Source organism: Nocardia transvalensis (genome assembly GCF_015477765.1).
In the GTDB taxonomy this organism is placed as follows: domain Bacteria; phylum Actinomycetota; class Actinomycetes; order Mycobacteriales; family Mycobacteriaceae; genus Nocardia; species Nocardia transvalensis_A.
In genome coordinates, this window is the sequence record NZ_JADLQQ010000001.1 from 200,202 (window position 1) to 225,327 (window position 25,126).

The following is a 25,126-nucleotide window of genomic DNA, read 5'->3' on the forward strand; positions in this document are numbered from 1 at the left end:
ACTACCAGCCGGGATTGCCACGCACCGGGACGTTGACGAAGCTCGGTGCGTCGGGATCCAGCTGCACGTGTTCGGGCTTCAGTCCGCTGTCGATCAGGAACGGCGTCATGGGCAGGCTCTTGGCGAGGTTCAGCGCGAACACGTCGAGGCGCAGCCGATGCCCCGGCTGCAGCACCGCCTCGGTTGCCGACAGCCCGATATCGAGGGTCGTCGGTTGCCCCGGCACCGTCGGCTGCCGCTTGTCCAGGGAGGCATAGGGGCGCGGATCGGTGTAGTCGCCGTTGGGCGACCGGGAGCTGAGTTCCTCGTCGATGGCTCGCGCGGAGGCCAGCAGCTGGCCGGAGGTCAGCACGGTGGACTGCCCGTCGGGTGCCACGTCGTTGACCGTGACCGTCCAATAGCCGTCCGCCGCGTCCTGAACCGTATTGAGCCGCACCGCGATCGGACCGGAAATGGAGGTCGGCTCGGCCACCGGCGCACTGGTGAACGTCAGCCCGTTCAATTCGGCGATCCGGGAATCCTTCGCACACCCGTCGATGATCGACAGCTCGCCGACCGTGGCCTGAGCGGAGTCGTTGGAGCACAGCGTCGTCAGCCCCGGCGCCACCGTCAGCCGGGCGGTATCACCGTTCGGCCCGGCGGTCAGCGAACCGTCGTAGACGCTGGTCGCGGTGCCACTGCGGTTGGCCGACAGGTACATCCGCCGATACTGCGAAGCCTCCTCGGCCGGGGCCGACGGCCCGAAACCGTCCTGGGTGATCCAGCCGCCACCCTGCTGACGCAGCGTCACGGGGCCGTAGGTGTCGATACCGTTATCGATGCCCTTGAGCCACTTGTCGAACCACGCCCGCTGCAGCACGTCGACCCGCGGCGGCAGGCCGGGCTTGCCGTATTCATTGCCGGAATTGATGTGATAGGTGTTGCCCATCAGCAACTGTTTCTGTCCGGGCGGCAGCGGCAGGTCGTTGTAGATCTTGGATTCCGAATAGGTGAACAGGTCGTGCCAGCCACCGACGACGAAGGTCGGCACCTGCACCTGGTCCGCATGCCCCAGCCACGCCCGGCGAGTCGACGAGAACTGGGTGAGGACGTCCTTCATCAACGGACTCATATCTTCGACCCGCACGCTGGCATAGGCGTTGAGGAGCAGATCCATGAAGGTGAGCGGGCTATCGATGCGATCGGTCAGCCACTTGGTGTCGAACTTGCCGGTCAGGATCGATTGCGCATCGGGCACCCACTTGAGGGTGTTGATCGCGGTGAGCCACAGCGAGATGAAGGTGATCCCGAAGCCATTGCCCGGCAAGAGTACGTCCTGGTTCAGGTCGCTACCCGGCACGATGGTGAACAGCGTCTTCAGCGCCGGTGGATGCATCTGCGCGGCCTGCAACTGGTTGATCGCGGAATAGGAGATCCCGCTCATCCCGACCTTGCCGTCCGACCACGGCTGTTTGGACGCCCAGTCGATCACCTCGACCGAGTCCTGTTGCTCACGCTCGCGTAGCGCGTCCCAGACGCCCTGGGAAAATCCGGTGCCACGAGTATCGACGACGACCTGGGCGTAGCCGCTTTTGATCAGCTGCCGGTCGACCGTGAAGCTGCGCAGCTCGCCGCCGCCGAACGCTTTCGTGATATCGGTGACGCCGGACAGCGGAGTCCCGCTGAGGTCGATCATCCGCAGCAGGTTGATCAGCGCATCCGAGAGTCCCGGAATGGAAATCGCATGGTCGACGATGTTGGAGACCAGCTTGGTGTAGGGCGTGAGGCTGACGATGACCGGCGTCTGCACATCGATGGGACGTCCTGCGGCGTCGGCGGGCCGATACACATTGGCCTTCAACACTGTTCCGTCACTCATGGTGATCGGCACATCCCACTGGATGTTGATGTTCGGGTACTGCTGCGGGCCGTCCTCCGTGGCGGTCCAGGCCGCCCCGGCGACGCCGCCGTCGGGACCGGTCGCGACCGGCGCGGCGGAGGCCGGAACGGCGAGGAGGGGGAGAGTGAGCGCGGCAGCGGTCGCGGTCGCCGTGGCGAGCAGTGCGTACTTCATCGTCTGTGACCCACCTCTCTCGAAATGGTCAGATGTCCGGAAGTGTAGCCATCAGCAGACAATAAGCAACTGCCGGTTACGGCAAATGAAACAGATATCGCTCACATTCTCACGCCGTACACCGGCCTACTTGACCAGCAAAGGAGCCCTAGGAAATGCCCTCACATTACGGTCCGACCGGCCCGAAGGTGACGACCGACACCTCTGTTTCCGGCGGAATTAAACAAGGGCAATCAGACAGCTAAAGATCAGTTGGTGATTCAACTCACACTCAGGCGGCGGCCCAGGCTTCGACGATGGTCCGGGCAATGGAGATCGAACCGGGGAGCATGAGGCGCGCGCCCTCGGACCCCTTCGACCCCCACGCACCACGGCCCAGCGCCTCGCGGACCTCGTCACGGGTGAACCAGTACCCCTCCGCGATCTCGCCGTCGGCGAAGGTCAGCGGCTGATCCGGGTCGGCGACCGCGGTGAAGCCGAGCATCAGCGACCGCGGCAGCGGCCACGGCTGGCTGCCCAGATAGCGGATCTCGCGGACGTCGACGCCGACCTCCTCGCGGATCTCGCGTTCGACGCAGCGCTCCAGCGACTCCCCCGCCTCCACGAAACCGGCCAGCAGCGAGAACATGCCCTCGGGCCAGGTGTGCTGGCGGGCCAGCAGGACGCGATCCCCGCCGTCGTGGACCAGGCAGATCACCGCCGGGTCGATGCGCGGAAACTCCTCGTGCCCGGCTTCGGACAACCGCGTCCACCCGGCGTTCGCGGGCCGGGTGGGGGTGCCGTCGGCGGCGCTGAACTTCGCCTTGTCGTGCCAGTTGAGCAGGGCCAGGGCGGTGGACAGCACGCCCAGGGTGAGATCATCCAGACGCAGGACGATGCCGACCGTGCGCAGATCCATCAACCGGCCGTCGAGATCGTTGTCGCGCGTGGCCCACAGGTGGATCCCGCCGTCCACGCCCAGGAATACCGCCTCCGGAATCGGTTCGGCGGCAAGCGAGGTGGCCGCATCCCAGACGATCTCCTCGCCCTCGATGCGGACCTGACCGCGCCGATTCATCCGCAACAGTTTCGCGGTCGACCAGCCCTCCTTCAGCGCCTGTTCGTCCGAGCGCAACTCCTCGGCACGATCGAGCGCGGAGCGCGACAACAGCGGAACGTGGTGCAGCTCGAATCCGGACACGCCACCGAGCGTATCCGGCGATCTCACTTGGGCACGCGGCGGATGTAAAGCAGCTTGTCGGCGGCCTCGAGCGCATCGACCTCCGGCTCGTCCACGCGAATCAGGCTGCCGTCGCGCACCACGCCCAGCACGATGTCGCGCAGGTGCCGAGGTGAGCCGCCCACTTCGTCGGCTTCCACATCCCGCTCGGCGATGGCGAATCCGGCCTCCGGGGTCAGCAGATCCTCGATCATGTCGACCACGCTCGGAGTGGTGGTGGCGATGCCGAGCAGCCGGCCCGCCGTCTCGGAGGACACCACCACCGAATCGGCGCCCGACTGCCGCAGCAGATGGGTGTTCTCCGCCTCGCGGATGGAGGCGACGATCTTGGCCTTCGGGTTCAGTTCCCGGGCGGTCAGCGTGACCAGCACCGCGGTGTCGTCGCGATTGGCGGCCACCACCACCGACGCCGCATGCTGCACACCGGCCAGCCGCAGCACATCGGATTGGGTGGCCGAGCCGTGCACGGTCACCAGGCCCGCATTCGCCGCGGCCTCCAGCACCACGTGATCGGTGTCGACAATGACGATATCGGCGGGCTGCACCCCATCACCGAGCATCGCGTCGACGGCGGTGCGGCCCTTCGTGCCGTACCCGATGACCACGGTGTGATTGCGCACCCTGTGCCTCCATCGCTGAATCTTGAACACCTGCCGGGACCGTTCGGTGAGCACCTGCAGGGTGGTGCCGACCAGGACGATCAGAAAGAGGACGCGCAACGGCGTGATGACGATCGTATTGATCAACCGCGCCTCCGGCGTGACCGGCGTGATGTCGCCGTAGCCGGTGGTGGACAGCGACACCGTCGAGTAGTACGCCGCGTCCAGCAGCGACAGTTCGCCGCCCTGGTTGTCGCGGTATCCGTGGCGGCCGAAGTAGACCACCAAGGTGGCGGCGACCAGCAGGAAGACCGCGAAGGTGACCCGCCGGGCCAGCGAAACCCAAGGACTGGTCTGGATTTCCGGGATGCGCAGGATGCCGACGAGCGCGTAATCGGGACGGTCGGTCAACCGACGCAGACCATGGGGAGGGTCGTCGAACACGGGGATCACCGGGGCCTGTCGAGCCATATCTGCGCCACAGAACCGCAGCGTACCGGGAGCGGGTGGACTCGACGCGGCGGCACGCGAATGACAGGGTGTGTGACATGACAGTCGACCGCCCGTCGAATCCTCGGCGCCTGTACCTGCTCACCACACTGTTGTTCGGTTCGGGTGTCCTGCATTTCACCGTGCCGAAGTTCTACGACGCGATCGTCCCGCGCATGCTGCCGGGCCGGGCGCGGACCTACACCTACTGGTCCGGTGCCGCCGAACTGGCGGTGGGCGCGGCGCTGGCGATCCCACGGACCAGGCGACTGGGCGGCCTGCTGGCGGCGCTGCTGTTCATCGCCGTGTTCCCGGCCAACGTCCAGTTCACCGCCGACTGCCTCGGCAACTCGAAGGCATCTCCCCTGTTGAAGTTCATTTCCGTGGTACGCCTGCCGATGCAGGTTCCACTGGTCACCCAGTCGTTGAAGGTGAGCCGGGAGTCCGCCCGGCCGTAGCCGGATCGCTCAGACCGTATGGCGGTACAGGAATTCGCGAGCGCGGTGGGCATCCTCGGGGAATACCAGGATGCGCAGACCCTCGGTCCGGCGCAGCGCGCGCTGTACCCGACCGGGCGCCGCAGGCCCCGCGGTGGCGCGAATGCCACAGGACCGCAGCAGGGCACGCACGGCCTCGGCGGCATCCCGGTCGAACACCGTCGCCACCGGGACCAGCAGGCCGTAGTCGTCCGCGGTCGCGCGGCGCGCAATGGCCCGCCTGACGAATCTCACTGCTCGTCCTCCGCTTTCGCCTTCCTCTGACACTCGCCCTCAACGTACTCCCCGTGCGGCATCCGCTCGACGATGCCGGTCTCGATTCCCCCGTAACCGGATGGTATGGATGTGGGTACTCGACTCAGGCCGGTTCGTCCTCGGTGGGGGTGGACCAGTCGGGGGCCGCGGCCTGGATCAGCTGCGCGAGTTCGTCCGGGCCCGGAAGGTCGGCGGGGGCGATGGTGCGGCCGGTGCGGATGTAATGGAATGCGGCGCCGGTCTTTTCGAGGATGTCGGCCTCGGTGGCGCCGGTGCGGGTGGCGATCAGGCGGGCCCAGGCCAGGCGGTAGACGGCCAGCTGCATGGCGACCGCGGGTTCCTCGGCGCGGGTGGGTTCGGCGCCGGTCTTCCAGTCCACCACCAGCCAGCGGCCGTCGGGTTCGGTGAAGACCGCGTCCATGCGGCCGCGAATCAGGGTGCCCGCGATCGAGGTTTCGAAGGCGACCTCCACCTCGACCGGATTGCGGTTGGCCCACGGGGAGGACAGGAACGCCTCCTGCAGCCGGGTCAGCTCGGCATCGGTTTCGGTGCTGTCGGCGGCGCCGGGCAGTTCGTCGAGATCCAGCAGGCGCGTCGCCCCGAACCAGCGCTGCAGCCAGGCGTGGAATGCGGTGCCGCGCCGGGCGAACGGGCTCGGCGGATACGGCAGCGGGCGGCGCAGGCGCGCGGCCAGTTTCGCCGGATCGGCGCGCAGATCCACCAGGGCCGTCGCGGGCAGCTGCTCGGGCAGTTCGACCTCGCGCACACCGTCCGCGGCGGCGAAATGCTCGGCGAGCAGGGCGTCGACATCGGCGGCCCAGCCCTCGGGGTCGTCGTCGGGCTCGTCGGGCTCCCCGCCCTCCTCGGCGAACAGGGTCAATTGCTGGCCGGAACCGCGGGCCGATTCTCTCGATTCCGGCGGCAGGTCGGTGAGAGCGTCGCGGACCAGCGTCGCACCCTCCTCGACGGCGCCGCGGCGTTTGCCGAGGGGGTCGCGCGGCCATGCGGCCGAGGCCGGGTTGTCGGTGAAGGGGTTGACCGCCTCGGCGGCGGGCGGGTCGGCCCAGTGGTCGATGCGAATCGTGGTGGCCGGTGCCGAGCCGGGCGCCTCGGTCGCGTGCTTCAGCTCCAGCAGGAAATCCGAGGGGCCCTTCGGGGTGGCGCCGGTCTCGGCCCAGTGATGACCCGAAACGAACAGTGCGCGTTCGGTTCTGGTGAGCGCCACATAGAACAGGCGCCGCTCCTCGTCGAAGCGGCGCCGGCCCAGGGCGTCCTTGTGTTTCTTGATGGCCTGTTCCAGATCGGTGCGGTCGTAGAGGTCGGCCAGATCCAGCACCGGCACGCCGTCGCGGGCGTCGTCGCGCTGCCGGTCGCCGCGCAGCGAGGTCGGCAGTTCGGCGAGCGCCCCCAGCCAGGTGCCCGCGGCCGTGCCGGAGGGGAAGACGCCGCGGACCACATGCGGGACCGCCACCACCTCCCACTCCAGCCCCTTGGCGGCGTGCACGGTCAGGATCTGTACCCGGTCGCGGGCCACCTCGACTTCGCCGGGCTCCAAACCGTTTTCGACCTCCTCGGCGGCGGCCAGGAAGGCCAGCAGGCCGGGCAGCGTGGCTCGGTGGTCGGCGGCGTATCCGGCGACGACCTCGGAGAAGGCATCGAGATGTTCGCGGCCCGCGCCGCCACCGGCCGCCGCCCGGCGGGCCTGGGTCTCCACGCCGACGCCGATGGTGCGCTCCACGTCGGCGACAAGTTCCGGGAGCGATTGGCCGCTGCGTTCGCGCAGGGCCGCCAGCTCCCGGCCCAGTGCGACGATGCGCTGGTAGCCGTGCTCCGAATACTGTTCGGGTGCACCGGGATCGGCGATGGCGTCGACGAGGCCCGCCTGTTCGGCCGGTTCCGGCGCGACCGAGCGCAGCGCCTGCGCCAGCGCCGCGCCGTCGGTGATGGCGGCCGCCTGATCGCGCGGCTTCACGATCGACAGTTCCCGCGCGCGGCGCGCGAGTGCCGCCAGGTCGGTGACGCCGAGGCGCCAGCGCGCACCGGTGAGAATCCGGGTGGCCGCGCTGCCCGCGGCGGGATCGGCGATCAGCCGGAGGGTGGCCACGACGTCGGCGACCTCGGGAGTGGCCAGCAGGCCGCCCAATCCGACGATCTCCACCGGTAGCCCGCGCTCGCGCAACGCCTCGGCCAGCGGGGCCGCATCGGCGTTGCGGCGCACCAGCACCGCGGAGGTGGGCGGCGGCGCGCCCGCATCGGCATGCGCCTCCCATTCGGCCGCAATCCGCTCGGCAACCCACTCTCGTTCCTGCGCAACGGTTTCGGTGAGCGCCAGGGCCACCGTCCCCGCCGGGGCATCCGGTCGCGGACGCAGCGCATCCACACCGACGCCGCCCTCGGCCTCCCGCAACGGTTCGGCCACCAGATTCGCCAGATCCAGCGCCTCCGGCGGATTGCGCCAACTGGTCAACAACGGCAGAATCGGCGCGGGAACCCCCGGCGCCCTGGGGAAATCGGTCGCAAAGCGAGGCAGATTCGCCGCCGAAGCTCCACGCCACCCGTAGATCGACTGCATGGGATCGCCCACCGCCGTCACCGCCAGCCGACCTGGGCCGTATTCCTCATCGCGCCCTTCGAATTCGCCGAGGTCGACCGAAACACCCTGTTCCACCGAGGAATCCGGATTTCCGTGAGTATTGCCGAGGTCGCCGAAAAGGGCGGCGAGCAGGATGCGCTGGGCGTGGCCGGTGTCCTGGTATTCGTCGAGCAGGACCAGGCGGAAGCGGTCGCGTTCGGCGTGGCCGACCTCCGGATGTTCGGCGGCCAGGCGGGCGGCCAGCGACATCTGGGAGCCGAAATCCAATGCGCCGCGGCGGCGTAACTCCTCGGTGAGACGCTGCACCAGCGGCAGCAGGGCCACGCGCTCCTTCTGCACGGCGACGATGTTCTGCAGCTCCTGATTGGGCCCGCCGCGCTGACGAGGACCCGCGGGCAGGGTGAACACCAGCTTCTCCAGCTCGGTGTGCGCCTCGGCCAGCTGCTCGGGCTCCACCAGGTGCTCGGCCAGCTGACCCGACAGCGCCAGCACGGCCTCGGTGACCGATACCGGGGTGCGCTCGGTGTCCAGATCGCCGTCCCAGGTGGTGACCACGCGATGGGCGAGCTGCCACAGCTGGGTCTCGGTGAGCAGGGTCGCGTTGGGTTCCACCGGCAGCAGCAGGCCGTGCTCGGACAGCAGCCGCCCGGCGTAGGAGTGATAGGTGCTGATCTCCGGTTCGGAGCCGGTCAACAGCGCCCGCAGCCGCCCGTCCGGATCGATCTCCCGCAGCAGGGGCGATCCGGCCAGCCGCGCCAGCCGGGTGCGGATGCGAGTCGTCAACTGCTGGGCGGCTTTTCGCGTGAACGTCAGGCCGAGCACCGCATCGGGCACGACGAGCCCGTTGGCGACCATCCACACCACGCGCGCGGCCATCGTCTCGGTCTTACCGGCTCCGGCGCCCGCGACCACCAGCGTCGGCCCGGGCGGGGCGGCGATCACGGCGGCCTGCTCGTCGGTCGGCGGCGGCAGGCCGAGGGCATCGGCCAGCTGCCACGGCGTGATCCTCATGCCCCGCGCCCGCTCACGTATCGGTCACCTGGCGGCCGCTGTCCTGCACGGGGCAGCTGCCGGAGACCGAGCAGTGCCGGCAGCCGTCGTTGCGCATGGCGAGATAGCTGGGTCCGCGGGTGGCGGCGGCGGCCTCGTGAATGGTGCCGCGCCACTGGTCGATTCCCTCCTCGTCGAGCGGGGTCTGCAGCCGCTGGGTGGCGCCCTCCTTACTGTTCGGCTTCGCGACGTACACCAGCCGCGCCCCACCCGGTTCGGCATCGGCGGAACCGTCGTCGAGCGCGCCCGCCGCCGCGGCGACCTGGTAGGTGGCCAGCTGGGCATGATCCTGAGCGGCCTGCTTGGTGATCGGTGTCTTACCGGTCTTGACGTCGACGATGACGAAGCGGCCCAACGCGTCTCGCTCCACCCTGTCGACGCGCCCTCGGATGCGCACCGGATATTCGTCGGGGCCGCGGGCCGGCAGCACGCAGTCCACCGGCACCTCCACGCCGAGCTGGGTCAGTTCGGTGCGGGTGTTGCGCAGCCAGGCGAGGAAGGTGTCCAGCATGGATTCGGTGCGGCGCAGCTCCTGACGCGAATGCCAGCTGTGCGGTCCGGTGTCGCCGGAGGTGGGGTCGATCGCCTTCCACGCCCGCACCAGCGCGGCCTTCACCTGGGCCTCGGTCACCTGCCCGGCCAGGGCCTGCACCAGGGTGTGCACCAGATTGCCCTTGACCGCATGGGGATTGTCGCCGTCGCTGCCGCCGTGGCGTTCCAGCGCCCAGCGCAGCGGGCAGGTCTTCAGCAGTTCGACCGTCGACGGCGACAGCGACACCGGGCCCTGCTCGTCATCCCACAGCGGCAGTTGTGAACTCACCGCGGCGGTCCCGTACCAGTCGTCGGGGTGCGCGCCGCGGACGCCCGCGCGCGCGAGCCGGGCCAGCTGCTGGGCCGCCCGCTGTCGACGGTCGGGGGCGTCCTCGGGGTCGCAGGCGACACTGCGCAATTCGGCTATCAGAGCCTGCATCACCAGGGCCCGGCCGGGATCGACCGGGGCGGGGATGCGTCCGGATTCGCCCGGGGCGGCCTGCGGATCGAGTTCGGCCAGGAATCGCGACGGCACCAGATCGCGGTCACCGCTCACCGATTCCACGGCCGTGACAAGAAGCGACCGCCGGGCTCGGCTGCACGCGAGCAACAGCAGCCGGCGCTCCTCGGCCAGGATGGGCGCGGCCCGGCTCACGCGCTCGCCGGAATCGGACACTCCCCCAACCAGATCCACCAGATCCTCGACACCGAGCAGGGTGCCCCGCGGCCGCAGATTCGGCCAGATCCCCTCCTGCACACCGGCGACCGCGACGACCTCCCATTCCCGCCCGGCCGCCGCGTGCGCGCTGACGATGGCGACCGCCTCGCCGGGATCGGTGAGCGGCGCCGAATCCTGCGGAATCTCCTGCTGTTCCAGATATTCCACGAAGCCTTCGACGGTCGCGCGCGGTAATCGGTCCACATAGGCGGCCGCGGCGTCGAACAGTCCCACCGCGGCGTCCAGGTCACGATCCGCCTGCATGCCCACCGCCCCGCCGCGTTCGGACTGCCCGACCCAGCGCTTTTCCAGATTCGATCCGGTCCACAGCGCCCACAGCACATCCTCGAGCCCCGCCCCGCGCCGCCAGGCCCGCCGCGCCCGCGCCACCGCCTTCAGCACCCGCCGCAGCGGCGCCGCCTCCACCTCGGTCAACCGCTCCAGGATCGAAAAGTCCCCCACCCCGGTGACCAGATCCCGCAACACCTCGGCCGACGACCGATCCAGATCCGCCGACCACGCCGAATCCACGGCCTCCCAAGCGAAGTCGTCATCGACGCTGGACTCCCGCCTGCGCTCGGACCCGGATTTCGCTTGCCGGTCCCCTACCGCTACCGCACCCCGATTGCCGTCGCTGACCTCAGGGTTCGCATCCGCCGCTCCGTCGCCGTCCTCGCCACCCGCATCTTCAGCATTCTCGGTAGTCCGAGGCTCGGAGGACGAATTCCCGGCCGTGCCGGGATCGGAAACCACCGGCGGGTCGCCGCCGGTCGGAAGGTCGTCGGCCCAGGGGTCGGCGGTGGCCTCTCGGGGATCGACATGCTCGGGGCGGCGAGGGGCACGTTCCAGGAGGGTGCGGCGGATGCCGCGGCGCAGGCGGCGCAGGCTGATCTGGTCGGCGCCGCCGAGGGGGCCGGTGAGCAGGTCGAGGGCGTCGTCGTCGGTGAAGATGTCGGGGCGGGCGCGTTCGCCGGACAGCAGGGCGCGCAGCGACAGCAGCATCCAGGCCGCACCGCGGCGGCGGGCCAGGGGGACGTCCGGTTTCGGTTGCTGCACAGGCACTCCCGCGGCCAGCAGGGCGCGGCGCAGCGGGGCCAGCGACAGCGGCACCGAGCGCACGACGACCGCCATCTGCGACCACGGCACGCCGTCGGTGAGGTGGGCGCGGCGCAGGTGGTCGGCGATCAGCGCCGCCTCCTTGGCCGGGGTGGTGAGCACCCGCACCTGGACCTCGCCCGCGGCTCCGTCGGCAGTGTCGTCGACCTCGAACCGATGCGGCGCCAGGGCGGGCAGGCGCGCCGAGATGCGGGCGACGGCACCGTGCACCGCCGCGGCGGATCGGCGGTTGTCGCGCAAGATGATTCGCCGCTCGGCGGGCGCATCGAGATCGGCGACGAAATGGCTGTCGGCCCCGCGGAAGGTGAACACCGCCTGATCCGGGTCCCCGGCCACCACCGTCGTCGCCGGGCCGCCGCCGATGGCCCGGACCAGCTGTGCCGCCAGCGGGTCCAGGTGCTGGGCGTCGTCGACGAGCAGGCAGCGGATGCGGTCGCGTTCGGCGTCGAGCAACGCCCGATCGAGCAGCAACGCATCCAGCGCGGCACCCACCAGTTCGGCCGCGTCCAGGGCGGGCGCGGTCGCCTCCGGCGCCTCGATGCCGACCGACCAGCGCAGCAGCATCGCCTGCTCGTAGCGTTCCAGGAAGCGACCGGCCGCCTCCCATTCCGGCCGGTCGTGCAGGCGGCCCAATTCGACCAGATCCTCGGGCCCCAGGCCGCGTTCGGTGGCGCGCAACATCAGGTCGCGCAATTGCTCGGCGAATCCGATCGTCCCCAGCGCGGGCTGCAACCGCTGCGGCCACAATTCCTCGGCGCCGCGGGCGATATCCTCCAGCTCCCCGCGCAACATCTCCCGCAGCACCACATCCTGTTCGGCACCGGTCAGCAAGCGCGGCGGCGGGTTGCCGTGGGTGGCGGCGTGCATGCGCAGGATCGCGAAGGCATACGAATGCACCGTGCGCACCAGCGGTTCCCGGGTCGCACCCGGCACGCCACCGTGCGGGGACGCCAACTGCCGGGTGATGGCATTGCGTACGCGCAGCGCGGCGGCCTTCGAATGGGTCAGCACCAGCACCGATTCCGGATCGTCGCCGTCGGCGATCCGATCGGCGGCGACATCGACCAGCAGCGACGTCTTCCCCGTCCCCGGCCCGCCCAGCACCTGCCAGGGCCGCCACCCCGGATCCACTCCCCCGCTCGCGAACAGCGTCCGGACGTCGGCCCCCCACTCCCGCAGGCGGGGTGCCGTCTCGCCGCGGCGCACCAGTCGCACCGAGCTATCCGATCGCATCACGGCCGCTATTTCAACAGACACCCCCGACAGAAATACTTTTCCGCCCCGCAAACTGTGTCGCTCACACCGAAAGTGGCCATCTTGTGATAGGCCACCCAGCCCGCGCCGCGCGCGCATAACCGACTCTGCCGCACTGCCCGCAAATCCGGACTACCGAAATTCGAACACACTTTCGAATTTCGTCAGGTGTCGCTTTCCCGGGCACCGGTCGGCCAGTTCGACAAGGTCTGATGCAGGACGTCGAGGATGTGCCGCCAGGAGACGTCGGTGGGGCGGGAGTGGGCGAAGCCGCCCGCGGCCTCGATGGTGGCGAAACCGTGAAAGGTGCTGCGCAGCAGGCGGGCCGCGTCCACACCCACCGGGTCGGCCAGACCGTAGCCGCGCAGGATCGACGCGGTCAGTTCGACACCGCGCCGGAAAGCGGGCTCGTCGGCGACCTCGGCCGGATCCATCCGGATCTGCGTCGCCGCATACCGGCCCGGATGGTCGAGAGCATAGGCACGGTACGCGTCGGCGAAGGCGACCAGCGCATCCTTACCGGACCGGCCCGCGACGGCGAGGCCGATCCGATCGTTCAGTTCGGCACTGGCCCGCAGCGCCACCCGCACCCGCAGATCGTGCAGATTGCGCACGTGCACATACAGACTCGGATCCTTCACGCCGAATTTCCGGGCGACCGCCGAGAGGGTCAGATTGTCGAACCCGATCTCGTCGGCGAGTTCGGCCGCGGCGGCGACGACACGCTCCACCGTCAGTCCTGCTCGGGGTGACATCACAACCTCTCTTCCTCGGCGATCAACGCTCAACCTAATACTATTAGGGATAGGGCACCAGCTCTCTACGCGGCACAATGATCGAGTGTCCGCTCTCCACGTTCATCGTTTCGGCCCGTCCGACGGCCCGCTCGTCCTCGCCCTGCACGGCCTGACCGGACACGGCAGGCGCTGGGCGGCACTGGCCACCGAGCACCTGCCGGATCTGCGCATCGTCGCCCCCGACCTGCGCGGGCACGGGCGGTCCACCGCATTACCGCCGTGGACGTTCGAGGCGGTGGTCGATGATCTGATCGGGCTGCTGGACGACGGACCGGCGGTGGTGGTGGGGCATTCGTTCGGCGGCGCGGCCGCGATGCATCTGGCACACCGGCGACCGGATCTGGTGCGCGCGCTGGCCCTGCTCGATCCGGCCATCGGCCTGGACCCGCAGTTCCTGCTGAATATCACCGAGAGCATGCTGGCCGCGCCCGACTACGCCGACGTCGATGCGGCGCGGCTGGACAAGCTCGAAACCGCCTGGGGCGAGGTCGAACCGCGACTGCTGGCGGACGAACTCGCCGAGCACCTGGTCGCCACTCCCGCCGGACGGATGGCGTGGCGGATGAGCCTGCCCGCGGTCGTCTCCTACTGGGGACAGCTGGCCCGCGAGGTCGTCGCGCCGCCCGCACAGTTGCGCACCGTTCTGGTGCGGGCGATGAAATCGCCGTTCGTCACCGACCGGTTGTGCACCGCGCTCGCCCAGCAACTGGAGGATCGGCTGACCATCCACGAATTCGACTGTGACCATATGGTCCCCCAGGCCCGCCCGGCCGAAACCGCCGCCGTCATCCGATCGGTGCTCTGAGATGCCCACCACGGATGCCGAGATCGAGCGCGTGCGCGAGCTGGTGGCCGCGATCCCGCCGGGCCGCGTCGCCACCTACGGCGATATCGCCGCGGCGGCCGGATTGTCGACCCCGCGCACGGTCGGCTGGATCATGCGCACCGATGCCGCGGACCTACCCTGGCATCGTGTGCTGCGCGCGGACGGCACCCCGGCACCGCATCTGGCGCACCGGCAGCTGCGGCACCTCGCCGAGGAGGGCTGCCCGATTCGCGGCGACCGGGTCGACCTGGCCGCCGCCCGGTTCCGGTTCGAATCCCGCCGCGGCACAGCCTGAAACGGCCCGGACGTCCCGGCGGGGCGGCTACGGTGGAACCATGTCCACCCGTCTGGCGTGCGTGGCGTTCGACGCGGTCCGCCCGCGGGCCGTGGCGCGCTTCTGGGCCCGGCTGCTGGGCTGGGAGGTCGCGGTGGACCGGCCCGACCGGATCGAGGTGGCCGCACCCGATCCGGATGCACCCGATGTGGCGCTGACCTTCCTGCCCGCGACGCGGCCGAAGTCCGGTAAGAATCGCATCCACCTCGATCTGGCCGCCCGCTCACCCGATCACCAACGGCTGCAAGTGGACCGAGCATTGGCGCTAGGTGCGCGACCGGTCGATATCGGCCAGGGCGCGGCGCCGTGGACGGTGCTGGCCGATCCGGACGGCAACGAATTCTGCGTGCTGGAGCCGCGCGAGGAGTACCTCGGCACCGGCGCGGTGGCCGCGATTGTCGTCGAGACTCACGACCCCACCCGCCTGGCTCGATTCTGGTCGACCGCGGTGGGCTGGCCGATCGTCCACGACAAGGCCGACTCGGCCGGGATCCGGTCCGCGACCGAGCAGGGACCGTGGGTGGAATTCGTCCGGTCCCGCACCGACAGCGGAGCCCGCGGCCGCGTCCATCTGGAACTGGCGTCGTTTTCCACCGACGATCCGGCCGAGGACCTGGCCCGGTTGCGCGCGGCGGGTGCGACCGCGGTGCGGCCGCACGCGTCCCACTCCGTCGACACTGCGCACGCCGTCCTGTCCGATCCGGAGACCTACGAGTTCCGCCTGCTGCGGGCGCGAGCCGACTGACTCGATCGCCTACCATCGGCGCCATGATCAACCTGCGGGGTGAGCGCTCGTGACCACCGTCGACGCGATCGTGCTGGCCGGCGGGCGAGCCACCCGGATGGGTGGGGTGGACAAGCCCGCGATCGTGGTCGGCGGGCAGTCGATGCTGGAGACGGCCCTCACCGCCGTGGCGGGGTGTGTCCGCACCGTCGTCGTCGGCCCGCACCGGCCGGAACTCGCCCCGGGGATCCGGCAGGTTCAGGAGGTCCCGGCCGGCTCCGGTCCGGTCGCGGCGATCGCGGCCGGGCTGCGGGCCCTGGAGGAGTGCGACTTCCCCGCCGACCTGATCGTCGTCCTGGCCGCCGACATGCCGTTCCTCACCGCCGCCGCGGTCGACGAATTGATCGGGCAGGCAACCGAATCCGGCGCCGATGCGGTGTTCGCGGCCGACGACTCGGGTCGGCCGCAGTATCTGGTGGGATTGTGGCGGCGCTCGGCCCTGCTGGCCGGAGTGGACCGCCTGGACTCGCTGGTCAACCAGCCCATGAAGGCGCTGGTGCCGATGGATACGGTCATGGTGCCCCTGGAGGGCGTCGCCGACTGTGACACCGCCGACGATATCCGCCGGGCCCGCGCCAAGGCGTCGCCGCTGACGCTGGACGAGGCGCGAAATATCTTGCGCGAGGGTCTTTCCCGGCTCCCCTCCCACCAGGTTGCGCTGCGCTCGGCCCGGGGCGCGGCCCTGGCGGTGCCGCTGACGGCCGCCGACGCGCTGCCCCGGTTCGATGTGTCGGCCATGGACGGCTACGCGGTCTCCGGCGACGGGCCGTGGCGATTGCGGCGCGATGTGGGTTTCGCGGGCGGTCAGCGCCCGGTCGGATTGCTGGCCGGGGAGGCGGTGCGCATCGCCACCGGCGCGCACGTGCCGGAGGGGACGAGCACCGTCGTGCGCGACGAATTCGTCCGGATCGACGCGGACGGCCTGCTGCATCGACTGCCGGACACCCCGGTCCGCGACGACGTCCGCCACCGCGGCGAGGACTGGCAGCCGGGTGATCTCCTCGCCGCCGAGGGCACGCCGGTCTCGGCCGCGCTGGTGTCGGTGGCGACCGCCGCCGAGGTCGCCGCGGCCGTGGTCCGCGGACCGCTGCGGGCGCGCATCGTGATGACCGGTGACGAGATCCGCAGCGAGGGACCCCTGCGCGCCGGGCAGACCCGCGACTCGATCGGGCCGGTACTGCCGGAGCTGTTGTCCTGGCACGGCATTCAGGCGCTGGACCGCGTGCACCTGCGCGATACCGCCAACGGCTTCGACGAGGTGCTGGTCGCCGCCGACGACTGCGACCTGCTCGTCGTCGTCGGCGCCACCGGCGGCGGAGCCGCCGATCAGCTCCGCGACGCCCTGGAGCGGACCGCGGCGCGGATCCTCGTCCACCGTCTGCACCTGCGGCCGGGCGGATCCACGGTGGTGGCCGAAACAGGCTGCGGCACCACGGTTCTCGGTTTGCCCGGTAACCCGTACGCGGCGGTCGCGACGCTGCTGGCGCTGGCCCCGGCGATCGTCGAGGGCCGCATCGGCCGCACACCGTCGCGCCCCCTTCTCCTGCCTCTGGCCAATGCCGCCGAAATCGCGGGCCCCGTCCCACGAATCGTGCCCGCCCGCGCCCACCCCGAGGGCGGCTGCACCGGCGACCCCCACATCCGCACGGCCCATCTCGCGGGCCTCCTCGACCGCGACGGCCTGGCCGTCGTCCCCCCGAACGCCACCGACGGCGACCTGGTCGAATTCCTGCCCCTGCGTGGGTGATTGCCGGTCACTACCGTTCCGAGCGCGCGGTGGCGTCGGATCGTTTCACCGGGACAGTAGGTTGCGCGTATCACGACAGCCCGGCATCCTGAAACGCGTTCTAAAAGAGGAGGACGCATGACCACCGCGAGCGATCTCGTCACCGCCTTCTGCGCGGAATGGGCCACCGGTACCCCCGAATCCATCGCCGAATACTTCAGCGACGACGCCGTCTACCACAACATTCCGATGGAACCTCTGGTCGGCAAGCCCGCCATCCTGGAGTTCCTGCGCGGTTTCCTCGGCAGCTTCGGCAATATCCACTTCACCGTCCATCACCAGGCCGGGGTCGGCGACACCGTCCTCAACGAGCGCACCGACCGCTTCACCATCGGCGACAACAAGATCGAACTCCCGGTCATGGGCACCTTCGAGGTCCGCGACGGCAAAATCGTGGCATGGCGAGACTATTTCGACATGGCCCCGTTCACCGCGATGACCGCCGGGTAGACCGATGAGCTCGGACAGATATCTCGAGCGGCCGGGTGCGCGAATTGCCTACCAGTTCACCGGCTCCGGCTCACCGGTCGGTTATGCGCACGGAGTTCCGTTGAGCCGGGCGGCCGTTCGGCGGTTGGATCTGTTCGATTTCGACGCCTTGGGCGCGGGCCGCCGCCTGCTCACCTACGACCAGCGCGGCCACGGCCGATCGACCGGCCGACCGGTGGCCGAGGACTACCTCTTCGAGAACTTCACCGCGGACCTGCTTGCGCTGCTGGATGTTCTGGACCTCGACGAGCCCATGGACTTCGCGGGCTCCTCCCTGGGATCGGACTGCGCGCTGCGTGCCGCGATCGCGGCCCCGGACCGCTTCCGCCGGCTGGCCCTGCTGATACCGCCCGCCTCCTGGCAGACCGGACCCGACCGGGCGGCGCGGTGGTACCTCGATGCGGCGGACGAGATCGACAGAATCGGAGCCGCGGCCTGGCGCGAGAAGGCGGCCCACGCGCAGCCGCTGCCCATCTTCGCCGACTATCCGCAATTCGACCCGACCCCGGATGTCCCCGACGAGTTGCTCGCGTCGATCCTGCGGGGAGTCGGCATGTCCGAACTCCCGAACCCCACCGACATCGCGACACTGCCCCACTCCACCCTCATCCTGGCCTGGGATACCGACCCCCTACACCCGCTGTCCACCGCCCACCGACTGCACGACCTGATGCCCAACTCCACCCTGCACATAGCGAGATCGGTAGCCGACATCAAAACCTGGACCACCCGCGTCAGAGACTTTTTCGCCTGAGACCGCGCGCCCCGGCCCGTTTGTGCGCACCCTGCGCGAAACCCTGGTGAACCGGGCGGGCCGGGTTGTTTGCTGGTGGTCATGCCTGTGCCCGAATACGCCCGCGGATACGAGGACTTCACCGGCAGGATCGGGCGCACCACCGCCGACTCCACGCCGGGATGGACGTATCCGCCGACCGCGCCCGCGGGCGCACCCAACATCATCGTGGTGCTGGTGGACGATATGGGCTACAGCGATATCGGGCCGTTCGGCGCCGAGATCGAGACACCCACGCTGGATCGTCTGGCAAAGCGCGGGATTCGGCTCACCAACTATCACACCACTCCCCTGTGCTCACCGTCGCGGGCGGCGCTGCTGACCGGAATCAATGCCCACCGCGCGGGTTTCGGGTTCGTCGCCAATGCCGATCCCGGCTACCCCGGGCTGCGGCTGGAACTGGCCGACGACGTGCTGGCACTCCCGGAGATACTGCGGGACAACGGGTATGCCACCTATGCGGTCGGCAAGTGGCATCTGGTGCGCGACGCGACGATGAACCCGGCGGCTCCTCGCGATTCGTGGCCGACCCGGCGCGGCTTCGACCGGTACTACGGCTCGCTCGAGGGGTTCAACTCGTATTACCACCCGAACCAGATCGTCTCCGACGGCTCCGTCGTCGATGTCGAGCAGTATCCCGAGGGCTATTACGTCACCGACGATCTCACCGACAAGGCGATCTCCTATCTGAAGGAGTTGCGCGCCCACGACGCGACCAAGCCCTTCTTCCTCTACTTCGCTCATGTCGCGTTACATGGGCCGTTGCAGGCGAAGGATGTCGACCTGGCCAAGTACCGGGGCCGCTATGCCGCGGGCTGGGACCGGTTGCGGCAGAGCCGATTCGCCGCACAGCTGGCTCAGGGCCTGTTCCCCGAGGGCACGCGACAGAAGCCGCGCAATACCGAGCCGGGATACGAGGCGCAGGAATGGGATTCGCTGCCCGCCGACCAGCAGCGACGCTTCGCCCGCTACATGGAGGTCTACGCGGCAATGGTCGACAACATCGACCAGAACCTGGGCCGCCTGCTCGAGGTGGTGGACCGGTTCGGGGAACTCGACGACACCATCGTCGTCTTCACCTCCGACAACGGCGGCACCGCCGAGGGCGGGCCGGTCGGAACCCGCAGTTATCTGGCCGAATTCGCGCACGTCGACGATCCCGGCTGGGTCGGCGACGTCCCGCACGACGAGGAGCTGATCGGCACCGCCCGGCTCGGTGTGCACTATCCGCGCGGATGGGGGCAGGCGTCCAACACACCGTTCCGGTTCTACAAGGGGCAGACCTTCGCCGGTGGCGTGCGCGTACCGTTCATCGTGTCGTGGCCGAAAGGGTTGCCCGCAGGTGAGATTCGCCGCGAATACGTCTACGTCACCGATCTCGCGCCGACGCTGCTGGAGCTGGCGGGCGTGAACCGGCCGAGCACCCGCAACGGCCTGCCCGCCAAGGATTTCGATGGCGTCTCCGCGGTCGAGGTCCTGCGCGAGGCGCAGGCCCGGTCCCGCCACGTCGAGCAGTACTCGGAGATGACGGGCCATCGCGGTTTCTACCGAGACGGCTGGAAACTGCTGGCACTGCACGAACCCGGCACCGATATCGATGCCCCGCGCTGGCAGCTGTTCGATGTACGCACCGATCCGACCGAATTGCACGATGTCGCCCCGCAGCACCCGCAGAAGGTGGCCGAACTGGCGCGCGCCTGGGACGAGGCGGCCTGGCGCAATACCGTCTTTCCGCTGATCACCCGCAAGGATCTGGCCCGGCGACGCCCGGAGGAGGCGCGGCTGTCGCGGCCACTGCGCATCCTGCCGGGCACCCCGACGCTGGAGCGCTACCGCTCCCAGCGCCTGATCGCCTACCGCGACTTCACCGTCACCGCCGAGCTGACCGGGTATCGGCCCGGCGACGAGGGCGTGCTGGTCGCACACGGCGATCCCCAAGGGGGTTATCTGCTCTACGTGGAGGACGGGCGAGTGGTGTTCGGCTTCAACAGCTACGGCCGCTATGCCGAGACGGACGCGCCGATTCCGGCAGGTGCGCGGTGGGTCACGGTGACGGCGCTCGTCCGGCCGCGCCTGCGCTGGGATTTCACCATCAGCATCGACGGCGACCCGGTCGCCCAGCTGCTCGACCGAGTGCAACTGGTCGGCATGGCGCCGTGGACCGGCATCTCCGTCGGGGTCGACGCTCGCGGCCCGGTCGCCTGGGAGCTGCGGCAGCGACGCGGCCCCTTCCGCTATACCGGCGAGCTGCGCGCGGTCACCTATACCCCCGGCCCGCTGCGGGTGCCCGAGCGGGCAGTGCGTGCGGTCGAGTCCGAGGCCGAACTCGTCGCGGAGTGACTACCCCTCGCGCAGCATGTCCACGGCCTTGGCAATGCGCCGGGCACGGGTTTCGGGCCGTTTGGCGTCGGTGATGGCCCGCACGTGCTCGCGGCGGTGGGAGTAGGAGAGTTTGTCGAAGGCCGCGCGCAGACCGGCCTCGGCGAGTGCCGCGGCGAGATCGTCGGGGACCTCGACAGTCCGCTCGGTGCTGTCGCGTTCGACGGTCACGGTGACCGTGTCGCCCGGGCCCTTGCCCAGTGCCGTGCGGATCGACTTCAGCAGTCCGATGCACGGGCCCGCACCCATGGAGGTGATCGAGCCGGTGTAGTCGATGCCGTCGAAGGTGGCGCGCACGGGAATCCGGCCGCCGCCACCCAGGGCCTCGATCACCGCCGCCGGAACCGCCACGTAGGCCCCGCCGCCGCGCGCGGGTTCGATGGTCGCCTCGAATCGCTGCATGTATCGCACCCTAGTTCGGCCGATGCCGGGACCGGTGGATGCCTCGCGCGATCTTCCGGCAAATATTCCGTTCGGTAGTATTACGCGGGAGAGAAGTCGGCGGCGGGATTTGTAAAGTTTTGTAAAGCACCCGAGAACCCGTCGTTTCCGAAGCATCACCGCAGGGTCGCGACAGCTCCTGCCGTGCGGTCGATTTCCGCGGCGGTCGGCGCATTGCCGCAGGTCGGCCCCGCCTCCGGGACGGTTTGCCGCAATTGTCCAGTGACCGGCACGTTTCTCCGATCTCACAGCTCACCGAACCCGTTCGAGCGGTGTGAGAGAACCGTTTTGCCCGCCTCTTCCGGGTACTTACAGTCGAGTCAGTAGCCAGGTGTGACAGCTCGAAGGGGGCGTTGTGGTTATTGCGCAGACAAAGGGACCGACCCCCTCCGATTCATCCGGGAAGCCGTCGATGGACGCCGGTGACGCGCTGTTGAAGGTGGGCAAATACTTCACCCGCGGTGAGGTCTCGCCCGACCATCGCACCGTGCACAAAGTGGGCGGGCGCGACGCCGACGAGTTCTACCGCAACCGCTGGGCACACGACAAGGTGGTGCGCTCCACCCACGGCGTGAACTGCACCGGATCCTGTTCGTGGAAGATCTACGTCTCCGACGGCGTGATCACCTGGGAATCCCAGCAGACCGACTACCCCTCGGTGGGTGCGGACAAGCCGGAGTACGAGCCGCGCGGCTGCCCGCGCGGCGCCTCGTTCTCCTGGTACACGTATTCGCCTGCGCGCGTGCGCTATCCGTACGTGCGCGGCGCGCTGCTCGAGATGTATCGGGAGGCCAAGGCCCGCCGCAAGGATCCGGTGCTGGCCTGGGAGGAGATCGTCGAGGATCCCGAGCGCGCCCGGCGCTACAAGGCCGCCCGCGGCAAGGGTGGATTCGTGCGCGCCGAATGGTGGGAGGCGGCCGAAATCGCCGCTGCGGCACATGTGTACACGATCAAGCGGTACGGCCCGGATCGCGTCGCCGGATTCTCGCCGATTCCCGCGATGTCGATGGTCTCCCATGCGGTGGGCGCGCGGTTCATATCGCTACTGGGCGGGTCGATGCTGTCGTTCTACGACTGGTACGCCGACCTGCCGGTGGCCTCACCCCAGGTGTTCGGCGATCAGACCGACGTGCCGGAGTCGGCGGACTGGTTCGACGCCGGTTACCTGATCATGTGGGGTTCCAATGTCCCGGTTACCCGGACCCCGGACGCGCACTACATGACCGAGGCCCGCTATCGCGGTCAGAAGGTGGTCGTGGTCTCCCCCGACTACGCCGACAACACCAAATTCGCCGACGAGTGGGTGGCCGCGCGACCGGGAACCGATGCGGCACTGGCCATGTCGATGGGTCACGTGATCCTGACCGACTTCTTCGTCGAGCGGTCCACGCCGCGCTTTCTCGACTACATCAAGCGCTACACCGATCTGCCGTTCCTGGTGGCGCTCGACGACAAGGACGGGGGCTGGAGCGCCGACGGCGAGTATGTGGGACACACCTGGCTGCCCGGAAAGTTCCTCACCGCCGCCGATCTCGGCGACACCACCGAAGGCGCCGAGCACAAGACCGTGCTGCTGGACGCCGACGGCCGGCCGGTGGTGCCCAATGGCTCGCTGGGCCACCGCTTCACCGAATCCGGCGCCGGCCGGTGGAATCTCGACCTCGGGGAAACCGATCCCCTGCTGACTCTGTACGGCCGCACCGACGATGTTGCGGCCGTGCAGCTTCCCCGCTACGACGATGCCGCGGCGGTGGTGACCCGCGGCGTGCCGACCATGATGGTCGCGGGCAAACGGGTCACGACCGTCTTCGACCTCCTGCTGGCCCAGTACGGTGTGGCGCGCGCGGGCTTGCCGGGCGAGTGGCCGACCGGCTACGGCGATGCGAGCCAGCCCTACACCCCCGCCTGGCAGGAGGCGATCACCGGCGTCCCCGCCGTCCAGGCCGAGCGGATCGCCCGCGAATTCGCCGACAATGCCGAGCGTTCCGGCGGGCGCTCGATGATTCTCATGGGCGCGGGTACCAACCACTGGTTCCACTCCGACCAGATCTATCGCGCATTCTTCACCCTGACGCTGCTGACCGGCTGCCAGGGCGTCAACGGCGGCGGGTGGGCGCATTACGTCGGGCAGGAGAAGTGCCGCCCGGTGACGGGCTGGTCGACACTGGCTTTCGGCCTGGACTGGCAGCGGCCGCCGCGGCAGATGCAGGGCACGGTGTTCTGGTATCTGGCCAACGATCAGTGGCGCTACGACCCGTTCACCGCCGAATCCTTCGCCTCCCCACTGGGTTCGGGACGTTTCTCGGGCCGCACCGCCGCCGACAACGTCGCGCTGGCCTCGCGGCTGGGGTGGATGCCCAGCTATCCGACCCTCAACCGCAATCCGCTGGATCTGGTCGACGAGGCCGAAGCGGCGGGCTGGTCGCCGCAGGACTATGTCGTGACGGGCCTGAAGTCCGGTGCGCTGCGGTTCGCCTGCGAGGACCCCGATGCGCCGGAGAACTTTCCGCGCTGCCTCACGGTGTGGCGGGCCAATCTGCTCGGTTCTTCCGGCAAGGGCAACGAATACTTTCACAAGCATCTGCTGGGCGCCGACTCGAACCTGCAGACCACCGAGGCCACCGGCGTCCGCCCGCAGGAGCTCGAGTGGCGCGACCAGGCGGCCACCGGGAAGCTGGATCTGCTGCTGTCGCTGGATTTCCGGATGACCAGCACCACGCTGTTCTCCGATATCGTACTGCCCGCGGCGACCTGGTACGAGAAGCACGATCTGTCCTCCACCGATATGCACCCGTTCGTGCACGCCTTCTCCCCCGCCATCTCCCCGCCGTGGGAGGCCAAGACCGATTTCGAGGCGTTCCACCGCATTGCCCGCGGCTTCTCCTGGCTGGCCGAGAAGCATCTGGGCACCCGCAAGGATCTGGTCGCCGTTCCGCTGCAACACGATTCGGCCGACGCCCTGGCCCAGCCAGGCGGGCGGGTGCTGGACTGGAAGGCCGGTGAATGCGAGCCGATTCCCGGCAGAACCATGCCGAAACTGGTTGTGGTGGAACGGGACTACCTGCGGATCGCGGAGAAGATGGCCGCGCTCGGCCCGCTGATCGACACTCTCGGCGTGACCACCAAGGGCGTCACCACCCACCCCGACGCCGAGGTCGACTACCTGAAGGGCGTCAACGGCACCATCGTCTCCGGTATCGCGCAGGGCCGCCCGTCGCTGGCCAAGGACACCCACGCCGCCGAGGCCATCCTGGCACTGTCGGGCACCACCAACGGGCGGCTTGCGGTCGAGGGATTCCACGCTCTCGAGCGGCGCACCGGAACCCGGTTGGCGGATCTGGCCGCCGAACACGAGGGCAAGCGCATCACCTTCGCCGACACCCAGGCCCGGCCGGTCCCCGTGATCACCTCGCCGGAATGGTCCGGATCCGAGACCGGCGGGCGGCGCTACTCGCCGTTCACCATCAACACCGAACGGCTCAAGCCCTGGCACACCCTCACCGGTCGCCAGCACTTCTACCTCGATCACGACTGGATGATCGAACTGGGTGAGCAACTGCCGATCTTCCGCCCGCCGCTGGACATGTCGGCGCTGTTCCGCGAGCCCGGCATCGGCAGCGTCGGCGCGGCCGGTGTGACCGTGCGGTATCTGACGCCGCACTCCAAGTGGTCGATCCACTCGGCGTATCAGGACAACCTGCACATGCTGACGCTGTCGCGGGGCGGGCAGGCGATCTGGATGTCCGATCGCGACGCGGCGAAAATCGGTGTGCAGGACAACGATTGGATCGAGGCGAGCAACCGCAACGGGATCGTTGTGGCCCGCGCCATCGTCTCGCATCGCATGCCCGAGGGCACGGTGTTCATGTACCACGCGCAGGACCGGGCCGTGGATGTCCCGCGCATCGAGGGTCCCCAAAAAGACGGCGAAGGTACTCCCCTCGGCGCCAAGGGTAAACGGGGCGGCATCCACAATGCGCTCACCCGCATCATGATCAAACCGTCCCATCTCATCGGCGGATACGCGCAGCAGTCGTTCGCTCTGAACTATCACGGCCCCACCGGAAATCAGCGCGACGAGGTCACCACAATCCGGAAACGTTCGCAGGAAGTGGAGTACTAG

General features: G+C 69.2%; 17 protein-coding genes. 9 read left to right on the forward strand and 8 right to left on the reverse strand.

Annotated features, from left to right (window positions below; all coding sequences use genetic code 11):
• Nucleotide 1 precedes the first annotated feature (1 nt).
• The 3 genes from IU452_RS00955 to IU452_RS00965 all read right to left on the reverse strand — a co-directional run bounded on the left by IU452_RS00955 (nt 2) and on the right by IU452_RS00965 (nt 4,342).
• Nucleotides 2–2,053, reverse strand: coding sequence for a CocE/NonD family hydrolase (locus tag IU452_RS00955; RefSeq protein WP_195106940.1), 2,052 nt, complete (start codon nt 2,051–2,053; stop codon nt 2–4).
• 271 nt (nt 2,054–2,324) lie between these two features.
• Nucleotides 2,325–3,233 carry an NAD(+) diphosphatase gene (gene nudC, locus IU452_RS00960; protein ID WP_195106941.1) on the reverse strand — a complete coding sequence of 303 codons (909 nt, stop codon included), beginning with the start codon at nt 3,231–3,233 and terminating at the stop codon, nt 2,325–2,327.
• 23 nt (nt 3,234–3,256) lie between these two features.
• The gene (locus IU452_RS00965) at nt 3,257–4,342 is read right to left on the reverse strand and encodes a potassium channel family protein (protein WP_195106942.1); all 1,086 of its coding nucleotides are present in this window, start codon (nt 4,340–4,342) and stop codon (nt 3,257–3,259) included.
• 77 nt (nt 4,343–4,419) lie between these two features.
• Here IU452_RS00965 and IU452_RS00970 point away from each other — a divergent pair, with 77 nt between their 5' ends.
• The gene (locus tag IU452_RS00970; RefSeq protein ID WP_195106943.1) at nt 4,420–4,818 is read left to right on the forward strand and encodes a DoxX-like family protein; all 399 of its coding nucleotides are present in this window, start codon (nt 4,420–4,422) and stop codon (nt 4,816–4,818) included.
• A gap of 9 nt (nt 4,819–4,827) precedes the next feature.
• Here IU452_RS00970 and IU452_RS00975 read toward each other — a convergent pair whose 3' ends face one another.
• The 4 genes from IU452_RS00975 to IU452_RS00990 all read right to left on the reverse strand — a co-directional run bounded on the left by IU452_RS00975 (nt 4,828) and on the right by IU452_RS00990 (nt 13,129).
• Entirely contained in the window at nt 4,828–5,091 is a 264-nt protein-coding gene (locus tag IU452_RS00975; RefSeq protein WP_195106944.1) for a hypothetical protein, read from the reverse strand.
• A 124-nt stretch (nt 5,092–5,215) separates the two neighbouring features.
• Entirely contained in the window at nt 5,216–8,716 is a 3,501-nt protein-coding gene (locus tag IU452_RS00980) for an ATP-dependent helicase (protein WP_195106945.1), read from the reverse strand.
• Nucleotides 8,717–8,729: 13 nt separating this feature from the next.
• Nucleotides 8,730–12,353 (reverse strand): ATP-dependent helicase, encoded by a 3,624-nt coding sequence (locus tag IU452_RS00985; protein ID WP_195107450.1) that lies wholly within the window; start codon nt 12,351–12,353, stop codon nt 8,730–8,732.
• A 185-nt stretch (nt 12,354–12,538) separates the two neighbouring features.
• Complete coding sequence (locus IU452_RS00990; RefSeq protein ID WP_195106946.1) at nt 12,539–13,129, reverse strand: TetR/AcrR family transcriptional regulator; 591 nt, start codon at nt 13,127–13,129, stop codon at nt 12,539–12,541.
• 85 nt (nt 13,130–13,214) lie between these two features.
• On the opposite strand from IU452_RS00990, the gene IU452_RS00995 reads away from it, so the two are divergent.
• The 7 genes from IU452_RS00995 (at nt 13,215) to IU452_RS01025 (ending at nt 20,523) form a co-directional block, all read left to right on the forward strand.
• Nucleotides 13,215–13,976: an alpha/beta fold hydrolase gene (locus IU452_RS00995; RefSeq protein WP_195106947.1), complete on the forward strand. Its 762-nt coding sequence runs from the start codon at nt 13,215–13,217 to the stop codon at nt 13,974–13,976.
• A gap of 1 nt (nt 13,977) precedes the next feature.
• Nucleotides 13,978–14,292, forward strand: coding sequence for an MGMT family protein (locus tag IU452_RS01000; protein WP_195106948.1), 315 nt, complete (start codon nt 13,978–13,980; stop codon nt 14,290–14,292).
• A gap of 40 nt (nt 14,293–14,332) precedes the next feature.
• Nucleotides 14,333–15,076: a VOC family protein gene (locus tag IU452_RS01005; RefSeq protein WP_195106949.1), complete on the forward strand. Its 744-nt coding sequence runs from the start codon at nt 14,333–14,335 to the stop codon at nt 15,074–15,076.
• 49 nt (nt 15,077–15,125) lie between these two features.
• Nucleotides 15,126–16,862: an NTP transferase domain-containing protein gene (locus tag IU452_RS01010; RefSeq protein WP_195106950.1), complete on the forward strand. Its 1,737-nt coding sequence runs from the start codon at nt 15,126–15,128 to the stop codon at nt 16,860–16,862.
• Between the two features lie 117 nt (nt 16,863–16,979).
• Nucleotides 16,980–17,351: a nuclear transport factor 2 family protein gene (locus IU452_RS01015; RefSeq protein WP_195106951.1), complete on the forward strand. Its 372-nt coding sequence runs from the start codon at nt 16,980–16,982 to the stop codon at nt 17,349–17,351.
• Nucleotides 17,352–17,355: 4 nt separating this feature from the next.
• A complete protein-coding gene (locus IU452_RS01020; protein ID WP_195106952.1) occupies nt 17,356–18,144 on the forward strand; it encodes an alpha/beta fold hydrolase in 789 nt (262 codons plus the stop codon).
• Between the two features lie 81 nt (nt 18,145–18,225).
• On the forward strand, nt 18,226–20,523 hold the full coding sequence (locus IU452_RS01025; protein ID WP_195106953.1) for an arylsulfatase: 2,298 nt from the start codon (nt 18,226–18,228) through the stop codon (nt 20,521–20,523).
• Here IU452_RS01025 and IU452_RS01030 read toward each other — a convergent pair whose 3' ends face one another.
• Nucleotides 20,524–20,964 (reverse strand): YdeI/OmpD-associated family protein, encoded by a 441-nt coding sequence (locus IU452_RS01030; RefSeq protein WP_195106954.1) that lies wholly within the window; start codon nt 20,962–20,964, stop codon nt 20,524–20,526.
• 451 nt (nt 20,965–21,415) lie between these two features.
• Here IU452_RS01030 and IU452_RS01035 point away from each other — a divergent pair, with 451 nt between their 5' ends.
• The gene (locus tag IU452_RS01035) at nt 21,416–25,126 is read left to right on the forward strand and encodes a nitrate reductase subunit alpha (protein ID WP_195106955.1); all 3,711 of its coding nucleotides are present in this window, start codon (nt 21,416–21,418) and stop codon (nt 25,124–25,126) included.

What these genes read in the sequence shown, in the direction of transcription:
- IU452_RS00955 (WP_195106940.1), bottom strand. Translation starts at nt 2,053, where the DNA reads ATGAAGTACGCACTGCTCGCCACGGCGACCGCGACCGCTGCCGCGCTC.
- IU452_RS00965 (WP_195106942.1), bottom strand. Translation starts at nt 4,342, where the DNA reads ATGGCTCGACAGGCCCCGGTGATCCCCGTGTTCGACGACCCTCCCCAT.
- IU452_RS00970 (WP_195106943.1), top strand. Translation starts at nt 4,420, where the DNA reads ATGACAGTCGACCGCCCGTCGAATCCTCGGCGCCTGTACCTGCTCACC.
- IU452_RS00980 (WP_195106945.1), bottom strand. Translation starts at nt 8,716, where the DNA reads ATGAGGATCACGCCGTGGCAGCTGGCCGATGCCCTCGGCCTGCCGCCG.
- IU452_RS00985 (WP_195107450.1), bottom strand. Translation starts at nt 12,353, where the DNA reads ATGCGATCGGATAGCTCGGTGCGACTGGTGCGCCGCGGCGAGACGGCA.
- IU452_RS00990 (WP_195106946.1), bottom strand. Translation starts at nt 13,129, where the DNA reads ATGTCACCCCGAGCAGGACTGACGGTGGAGCGTGTCGTCGCCGCCGCG.
- IU452_RS01000 (WP_195106948.1), top strand. Translation starts at nt 13,978, where the DNA reads ATGCCCACCACGGATGCCGAGATCGAGCGCGTGCGCGAGCTGGTGGCC.
- IU452_RS01005 (WP_195106949.1), top strand. Translation starts at nt 14,333, where the DNA reads ATGTCCACCCGTCTGGCGTGCGTGGCGTTCGACGCGGTCCGCCCGCGG.
- IU452_RS01015 (WP_195106951.1), top strand. Translation starts at nt 16,980, where the DNA reads ATGACCACCGCGAGCGATCTCGTCACCGCCTTCTGCGCGGAATGGGCC.
- IU452_RS01020 (WP_195106952.1), top strand. Translation starts at nt 17,356, where the DNA reads ATGAGCTCGGACAGATATCTCGAGCGGCCGGGTGCGCGAATTGCCTAC.
- IU452_RS01025 (WP_195106953.1), top strand. Translation starts at nt 18,226, where the DNA reads ATGCCTGTGCCCGAATACGCCCGCGGATACGAGGACTTCACCGGCAGG.
- IU452_RS01030 (WP_195106954.1), bottom strand. Translation starts at nt 20,964, where the DNA reads ATGCAGCGATTCGAGGCGACCATCGAACCCGCGCGCGGCGGCGGGGCC.
- IU452_RS01035 (WP_195106955.1), top strand. Translation starts at nt 21,416, where the DNA reads ATGGACGCCGGTGACGCGCTGTTGAAGGTGGGCAAATACTTCACCCGC.